Origin of the sequence: Nocardiopsis sp. TNDT3 (assembly GCF_003427465.1) — a bacterium.
GTDB lineage: Bacteria > Actinomycetota > Actinomycetes > Streptosporangiales > Streptosporangiaceae > Nocardiopsis > Nocardiopsis dassonvillei.
On record NZ_QPFC01000010.1, the window covers coordinates 1 to 7,727 of the forward strand.

At 72.8% G+C, this 7,727-nt stretch carries 6 protein-coding genes; 4 read left to right on the forward strand and 2 right to left on the reverse strand.

Annotated elements, in window-relative coordinates:
- A partial coding sequence (locus DQW06_RS00200; RefSeq protein WP_117197727.1) for an aminotransferase class I/II-fold pyridoxal phosphate-dependent enzyme occupies nt 1-724 on the forward strand: 724 nt, incomplete at its 5' end.
- A 135-nt stretch (nt 725-859) separates the two neighbouring features.
- Here the strand turns inward: DQW06_RS00200 and DQW06_RS00205 are convergent.
- Entirely contained in the window at nt 860-1,474 is a 615-nt protein-coding gene (locus tag DQW06_RS00205; protein ID WP_013151670.1) for a superoxide dismutase, read from the reverse strand.
- A 776-nt stretch (nt 1,475-2,250) separates the two neighbouring features.
- Between DQW06_RS00205 and DQW06_RS00210 the strand changes: the two genes are divergently transcribed.
- The 3 genes from DQW06_RS00210 to DQW06_RS00220 all read left to right on the forward strand — a co-directional run bounded on the left by DQW06_RS00210 (nt 2,251) and on the right by DQW06_RS00220 (nt 7,035).
- Nucleotides 2,251-3,297, forward strand: a complete 1,047-nt coding sequence (locus tag DQW06_RS00210) for a class I SAM-dependent methyltransferase (RefSeq protein WP_117197728.1) — start codon at nt 2,251-2,253, stop codon at nt 3,295-3,297.
- 73 nt (nt 3,298-3,370) lie between these two features.
- Complete coding sequence (locus DQW06_RS00215; protein ID WP_117197729.1) at nt 3,371-5,383, forward strand: glycosyltransferase family 2 protein; 2,013 nt, start codon at nt 3,371-3,373, stop codon at nt 5,381-5,383.
- 11 nt (nt 5,384-5,394) lie between these two features.
- Nucleotides 5,395-7,035, forward strand: coding sequence for a glycosyltransferase family 2 protein (locus DQW06_RS00220; protein WP_232051741.1), 1,641 nt, complete (start codon nt 5,395-5,397; stop codon nt 7,033-7,035).
- A gap of 90 nt (nt 7,036-7,125) precedes the next feature.
- Here DQW06_RS00220 and DQW06_RS00225 read toward each other — a convergent pair whose 3' ends face one another.
- On the reverse strand, nt 7,126-7,581 hold the full coding sequence (locus DQW06_RS00225) for a MaoC family dehydratase (RefSeq protein WP_013151674.1): 456 nt from the start codon (nt 7,579-7,581) through the stop codon (nt 7,126-7,128).
- Nucleotides 7,582-7,727 lie beyond the last annotated feature (146 nt).

Below are 7,727 nucleotides of genomic sequence, written 5' to 3' on the forward strand. Positions count from 1 at the left end.
CCACCTCGTCTACACGATGCCCTCGTACCACAACCCCACCGGCACGATGATGTCCGCGGCGCGCCGCCGCGAGCTGGGTGAGCTGTCCGCCCGTCACGGCGTTCCGGTGCTGGAGGACCACGCCTACACCGGCCTGCGCGCCCCCGACGAGCCCCCGCCGCTGGCCGCGTTCGCCCCGCGCGGGGCCGAGGTCATCACCGTGGAGTCGCTGTCCAAGGTCGGCTGGGCCGGGCTCCGGCTGGGCTGGCTTCGCGCGCCCGCCGAGATGGCCCTGCGCCTGAGCCGCCGCAAGGTCCTCGCCGACCTGGCCAGCCCCCTGCTCGACCAGGCGGTGACCGTGCGCCTCCTGGAGCGCTACGACGAGCTGTCCCGGCAGCGCTCCGAGCTGATGCGCGAGGCCCTCGACCACATGGAGGAGCTGCTGCGCGGTGCCCTGCCCTCCTGGGAGTGGCGGCGCCCCGACGGAGGGGCGGCGCTGTGGGTGCGCCTGCCCGGGGTGGAGGCCCGCGCCTACGTGCAGGTCGCGCTCTGCCACGACGTGGAGCTGGTCCCGGGCTCGGTGATGTCGGCCTCCGGAGGGGAGCGCCACGCCGAGTGGTTCCGGCTGCCCTTCGCCTACGACGCCCCCACCCGGGAGGAGCTGGTCTGGCGGCTGGCGCGGGCCTGGCGCGAACTCGACCGGCACGGGCCGGTGGAGGCCGATCCGGTCCGCCTCGTGGTCTGACCCTCCGGGGCGGGGCGGGTCTCGGCGCGAACGGGGCCCGGGCGAGGTGGACCCGTACACGCGCGAGGGCGGCATCACCGGTGGGTGGTGCCGCCCTCCGCCGTGTCCGGCGACGAACCGGACGGGGGACCGGGACTAGCCGATCTTGACCCCGCGGGCGTTGGTGAAGCGCTCCTGGACGTCGGCCCAGTTGACCACGTTCCAGAACGCCTTGGCGTACTCGGCCTTCACGTTCTTGTACTGGAGGTAGAAGGCGTGCTCCCACATGTCCAGCATCAGCAGCGGAACGGAGCTGAGGGCGGTGTTGCCCTGCTGGTCGTAGAGCTGCTCGATGACCAGGCGCTGACCCAGCGCGTCCCAGGCCAGGATCGCCCAGCCCGAGCCCTGGATGGTGGTGGCCACGGCGGTGAAGTGCGCGCGGAAGGCGTCGAAGGAGCCGAACTGGTCGTCGATGGCCGCGCCCAGCTCGCCCTCGGGCTTGTCACCGCCCTCGGGGGACAGGTTCTTCCAGAAGACGGAGTGGTTGACGTGGCCGCCCAGGTTGAAGGCCAGGTTCTTCTCCAGCATCGGGATGGTGCCGAAGTCGCCGGTCTCCCGGGCCTCCGCCATCTTCTCCAGAGCCGTGTTGGCACCGGCGACGTAGGTCGCGTGGTGCTTGTCGTGGTGCAGCTCCATGATCTGACCGGAGATCCACGGCTCCAGGGCCGCGTAGTCGTAGGGCAGTTCGGGAAGCGAGTACGGCGCAGACATCTCTGACGCACCTTTCCAATGACGCGGTTCGTCGTGTTCACCAGCGATGGGATCGCCTAGGCAGCAAGCTATCAGTCGGGCGGCGGCTCACCCGATGTCAGGCTCTTTACACTCCGGCACGGGAATAAACCGGGGCTGCCGACCCCGGTCCGGAGCGCCCGGCCCCGTGCCCGCGGCCGCCGCCCCTCGGGGAGCGGACCGCGCACGGACGGTCCGCGCGCTCCGCGTCCCACCGCCGCCTCCTCCCCGCACTGCCCGGTACGGCCGCTCCCAATCCTGGCTTTCGTGGTGAAATCGCCCGGGACGCGGACGCGATCACGGCGGACTCCGCGGAAAACATCGGCCGGTGTCCGCCGTGATCGCGTCGAATTCGCAGGTGGGTGGGGAAGAATTGGCAGTCGTGCTCCAAACGCCGCACGGCCGCCCGCGGCCGGGCCCCGCGCCGCCGCGCGGGCGGTCCCACGGGAGGCCAGCGGGCGGCGGGGACGGGTCCGCCGGCGCTCCGGGAAAACCCCGGATGCGCGCACATGAGAGGCGCGTGATGCGCGGGTGAACGGAAGGCGAATTGCGTGTAATCCAGGTTTCGATTCCCCTTCGGGGGCGTCCGTTATTTCCTCGAAGGGCTAAGGTCGAAAGCGTCTGAGCGGATTGCCGACCTGCCCGAAACACCGGGCGAAGCGGCAGTTCAGTGCCGGGAAACCAGCCCTTCCCCTCTCGTCCCCCCGCGGCCCGCGCCCGGCGGAACCGTGTCGAAACTCCCGTGGAGGTATCCGCCCATGCGGTCGCTTCGCAGCCGTCTCCGTCCACTCCTGGTCACCGGCGCGGTGGTCGGCGCCGCCGTGCTCTGCGTGCCAGCCGCCCTGGGGATCGCGGGCCTGATCGGCTGGACGGACGTGCTCATCCTCACCTTCCTCGGCCTGCTCGCCGGTGCCGTGGGCGTGCTCGGGCTGGGCACGCTGCTCCTGTCCCGCAGGGTGGGCGCCCTCTCCAGGAGCGTGTCCACCTCGATGGAGGCCCACAGCCGCAACGTCGCCGAGACGCTGGGGCGCGACCGCCTGGAGGCCGCCCTGGCCATGGACGGCGTCCGCGAACGCGTCGCCCACCTCCAGGACCACACGCTCCCCAAGGTCAGCCGCGAGATCAGGAACGCCGTCACCGCGCGGGGCCGCGACGACTACGAGCAGCAGGTCGCCTGGACCGAGCTGCGCGAGTACCTCGACACCGCCGCGTTCATGCCGCCCCTGCGCGGCTGGGCCGCCTCCCCCGACGTGCTCCGCATCCTGGTCCGCCAGATCGACCGACTGCGCCCCGGCCTGGTCGTGGAGTGCGGCAGCGGCGCCTCCAGCGTCTGGATCGGCTACGCCCTGCGCCGCGCGGGCACCGGCAGACTCGTCGCCGTCGAGCACGACGCCCGCTACGCCGAGCTCAGCCGCGAACTGGTGGCCGCGCACGGGCTCGACGACATCGTCGAGGTCCGGCACGCCCCGCTGGTCCAGACCCCGAACACGACGGTCACCGTCAACGGCGAGGAACTGCCCACCGCCGACCGCTGGTACGACACCTCCGTCTTCGCCGACCTGGAGGGCGTCGGCCTGGTGTTCGTCGACGGCCCGCCCCAGGCCACCGGCCTCCAGGCCCGCTACCCCGCGCTGCCCGTCCTGCTGCCGCGCTGCACCGAGGACGCCGTCATCGTCCTGGACGACGCCGCGCGCGTGGACGAGCGCGCCATCGGTGACCGCTGGCTGGCCGAGCACCCCGAACTCCAGCGCGTCGAGGAGGCCGCCGAGAAGGGCGCCCACGTCTTCAGCCGCAAGGGCGTCTAGCGGACGCCGCGTTCCCACGCACCGCCTGACGGGCTCCCCGCGGAGCCCCGACCGACACACCCGAGGTCACCCGATGATTACCACCGCCCTGCGGCAGGCACTGCGCGCCCGTGGCACCGAGGCCGCCGTGCTCTGCCACGCGGGTGCCGACACCCGCTCCGTCCTGGCCGAGCTGCCGCTACGCCCCGACGACATCCTGGTGGACCTGGACGCCCACCCCCTGGGCCGGCCCCTGGAGCTTCCGCGCGCCTGGATGCGGGACGAGGAGCCCGAGGTCGGTCTGGTCGCGGTCGTGGCCGCCACGACCACCGACCTGCACCGCGCCCTCACCGTCTCCACGCACCTTCCCAGAGCCGTGCACATCGTGGTCGCCATGGTCGCCACGTCCGGCCACCAGGAGCCCCCGATCCCGGCCTCCCCGGGCATGGGCCAGTGGCGCGAGCTCCAGGAGGTGCGGGTCCGCCGCGTCAACAGGAACGGCTGGCTGTGCGAGCTGTTCTTCCCCAACGGAATGGACACCGTCCAGGTGGTCGACGCCGTCGTGCACGGCACCCGGGGTCGGCGCCGGGGGCCGGCCACCGCGCCGCTGGCCGTCCTCAACGGGCCCGAGGCCGCCCTGTGGCGGCCGGGCGACACCGGCGTGCGGGGCGTGGAGGCGCAGGGGCCCGTCCCGCTGCGCCGGGTGACCCCTGTGGGGGACCTGGCGCTGCGCGTGTCCGACGACGTCGCGCGGCCCGAGTGGACCGACCCGGTCGTCCCCGTCCTGGACCGCGCCACCACCGCCGCCGACTCCTGGGCCCGGATCTCCGGGCCGGACGGGCACGTCCGGGCCCACGAGGCGGTGCCGGACAGCGCGCACGCGGTCGCGCCCGTGGACGAGCTCACCGTCAACCCCACCGGGTTCACCAGGGTCAAGGACGGGAACCTGGCCGACCTCACCGTCCACGGCCCCCACGCCGTGGTCAGGGAGGGCGGCAAGGACCTGGTCACCGTCGCCGCCGACGGCACGGTCACCGACGTCGACCTGGCACGCCTGCGCCACCTGCGCGGGGTCAGGGTGGACTGGTCCGGGCACACCGGACCCAGCGCCGCCGTACGCGCGGTCGCCTCCCTGGCCGCCGGCGGGGTGCCCCTGATCAGCGGCGAGGTGCCCGCCTGGGCCTCGGGCCTGGGCGCGCCGCTCACGGACCTGATCACCGGCGCCCGCGACGAGGACCTGCGCGACCAGCTGCGTCGTGAGGAGTACAGCGTCCGCCTGCGCCGCACGGCCCTGCGCGCCCACGGCCAGCGCTCCCGCTGGCGGGCCCTGGGGGCGGAGGCCGGGATCCCCCTGCCCAGGGAGACCCGGGTGTCGGTGATCCTGTGCACGCGCCGCCCCGAGATGGTCGGGTTCGCGCTCGCCCAGATCGCCCGGCAGCGCGACGTGGAACTGGAGGTGGTCCTCACCCTCCACGGGTTCACGGCGGACCTGCCCGAGGTGCGCGCGGCGATCGACGCGTTCCGGGAGACGGGGCTGCCGCTGGTCCTGCACGAGGCCGACGCGGGCCAGATCTTCGGCTCGGTGCTCAACGACTCCGTCGACCGCGCCTCCGGAGACCTGATCTCCAAGTGGGACGACGACGACTGGTACGGCCCCGACCACCTGGCCGACCTGCTGATGGCGCGGACCTACTCCGGCGCCGAGCTCGTGGGCACCGGACAGGACTTCATCTACCTCCAGGAGGTGGACCTGACCGTCTGGCGCAACCGCAGGTCGGAGGCGGCGACCCGGTTCATCGCCGGGGGCACGATCCTCACCGACCGCGTGGTGATGGAGGAGATCGGCGGCTTCCGGCCGCTGCCCCGCGCCATCGACACCCAGCTGCTCCTCGCCGTCATCCGGGGCGGCGGCCGCATCTACCGCGCCCATGGACTCGGGTACGTGCTCCGCCGCACCGGCGGCGGGCACACCTGGTCCGAGGACATGGCCTTCTTCCTGCACAACCACACCCAGCAGTGGTTCGGCTGGCGTCCGAGCGCCATCGTGGAGGGCGAGCCCTCGCCCCTCGGCCAGCCCGCCACCGAGTACACGGGGGAGATCCGTTGACCACGCTTGACATGACTCCGGAACCGGTCTCCGGCGACCGCGCGACCGCGCCGATCCTGCCCCGCGCGGAGATCGACTACCGAGACCAGCCCCGCGCGCGGCGCAACGACTACTCCGTGCTCCAGCCGCCCGCGATCGGCGAGTGGACCCCGACCCTGTCGGTGTCGGTGGTCATCCCCGCCCACGGGCACCAGGAAAAGCTCGAACTCGTCCTGGCCTCCCTGTCCGCGCAGAGCTACCCCGCGCACCTGATGGAGGTGATCGTGGTGGACGACGGCACGCCCGAACCCCTCACGCTCCCACCGGTGCGCCCGGAGAACACCCGGCTGATCACCTCGGCCCCCGGCGGCTGGGGCTCGGCGCACGCCGTCAACAGCGGCGTGGCCGTCTCCTCCGGCCAGGTGGTCCTGCGCCTGGACGCGGACATGCTGGTCTACCGCGACCACGTCGAGTCGCAGATGCGCTGGCACCACCTGGTCGACTACGGGGTCGCCCTGGGCCACAAGATGTTCGTGGACTTCGACCCGAAGGCCATGACCGCCGAGTACGTGGCCACCGAGGTGCGCGAGGGACGCGCCGCCCAGCTGTTCGACCGCGAGAGCGCCGACCCGCACTGGGTGGAGCAGACCATCGACGGCAAGGACAAGCTGCGGACCGCCGACCGCCTGGCCTACAAGGTGTTCATCGGCGCCACCGGCTCCCTGCACCGCACCCTGTTCGACGCCGCGGGCGGCCTGAACGGGGAGCTGGTCCTGGGCGGCGACAGCGAGTTCGCCTACCGGGTCTCCCAGCAGGGCGCCCTGTTCGTCCCCGACCTGGACACCAGCAGCTGGCACCTGGGCCGCACCCAGATGCAGACACGCCGCGACGCGGGCACCCGCTACCGCGCCCCCTTCGTGGCCAACCGGGTGCCCGACTTCCACCTGCGGCGCAAGCGCCCCGACCGGCAGTGGGAGGTCCCGCTGGTCGACGTGGTGATGGACGTGGACGGCGCCACCCTGGAGGACGTGGACACCACCGCGTCCGCGCTGCTGTCCGGTACCACTCCCGACATCCGGCTGTGGCTGGTCGGCCCCTGGGACGTGCTGGACGAGGGGCGGCGCTCGCCGCTGGACGAGGAGCGGCTCGACCTGCGGCTGATCCGGGAGACCTTCCGGGGCGACCCCCGGGTGCGCCTGGTGGAGGACGCGCCTGGCCACGACCCGCTCGTCAACTTCCAGCTGCGTGTGCCCGCCGGTCCGGCCCTGCGGGAGCGGGCGGTCGTCGAGCTGGTCGACATGGCCAACAAGAACAAGGCCGGGCTGCTGTGCTCTCCCGTGCCCGGCGCCACACGCGGTGACGGCGTCATGCGCCTGGAGCGGATCGCCGCCTACGCCAGGGCCCGCCACCTGTGGCCCGAGGCGACCTCCGAGGAGCTGGACCGCCGGGTGGAGGAGGTCTACGGCACCCACTGGGTCCCCGGGACGGACTTCGTGTTCCCGGAGGAGGGGGAGCGGACCAAGCCCGAGAACCCCGAGACGCTGCGGCGCAAGCTCGACCAGGCGCTCGCCGAGGTGGAGCGCATGCGTGCCCGGGCCAGGCGCGCCGAGCGCAAGCTGCGCTGGTTCACCCCGGGGCTCACCCGCAGGGCGCTGCGCAAGCTGGCGCGCTGAGACACGGCCCCGGCCGGTGGGAGGACCGCCCGGCCGGGGCCGCGCCCGCACTTCGGGGGCGTCCCGGGGCCTTCGCGGGAACGGAGGGCCTCAGGGCACCCACAGGCCGAGCGACTCGGCCACCAGGGCGGGCCGCTCCTGGCCCTCGATCTCCACGGTGTGGGTCGTGGTGACCAGGTATCCCTTGGGGGTCTCCTGGACCGAGCTGAGCTCGACGCCGTCGCGGATGCGCGAGCCGGACACGACCGGCTGGAGGAAGCGCACCTTGTTGAGCCCGTAGTTGATGGACATGCTCGGCTTCCTCGTCACCGAGATCACCGACTGGGAGAAGTGGGCCAGCATCGACAGGGTGAGGAACCCGTGCGCGATGGTGCCCCCGAAGGGGCCCGCGGCCGCCCTCTCGGGTTCGGTGTGGATCCACTGGTGGTCCTGCGTCGCGTCGGCGAACAGGGAGATCCGGTCCTGGTCGATGGTCACCCAGTCGGTGTGGCCCAGGTGTTCGCCCTGGGATGCGAGCACCTCTTGGATGTCGGCGAATACGCGCACCGCGCCTCCACGGTCGTCGGGTCCGGAAACGGGGGCCGGACGGTGCCGCAACTCTACCTAACGCTGTTCGGTTAGGGGAGGAGGGAACCCGGCCGGGCGCGACGGAGTTCCACTGCGGTTGCTGCGGTTGCTGCGGTTGCTGCGGT

Excerpts from the sequence above, each read along its gene's own strand:
- DQW06_RS00215 (WP_117197729.1), top strand. The coding sequence starts at position 3,371 with ATGATTACCACCGCCCTGCGGCAGGCACTGCGCGCCCGTGGCACCGAG.
- DQW06_RS00205 (WP_013151670.1), bottom strand. The coding sequence starts at position 1,474 with ATGTCTGCGCCGTACTCGCTTCCCGAACTGCCCTACGACTACGCGGCC.
- DQW06_RS00210 (WP_117197728.1), top strand. The coding sequence starts at position 2,251 with ATGCGGTCGCTTCGCAGCCGTCTCCGTCCACTCCTGGTCACCGGCGCG.
- DQW06_RS00220 (WP_232051741.1), top strand. The coding sequence starts at position 5,395 with ATGACTCCGGAACCGGTCTCCGGCGACCGCGCGACCGCGCCGATCCTG.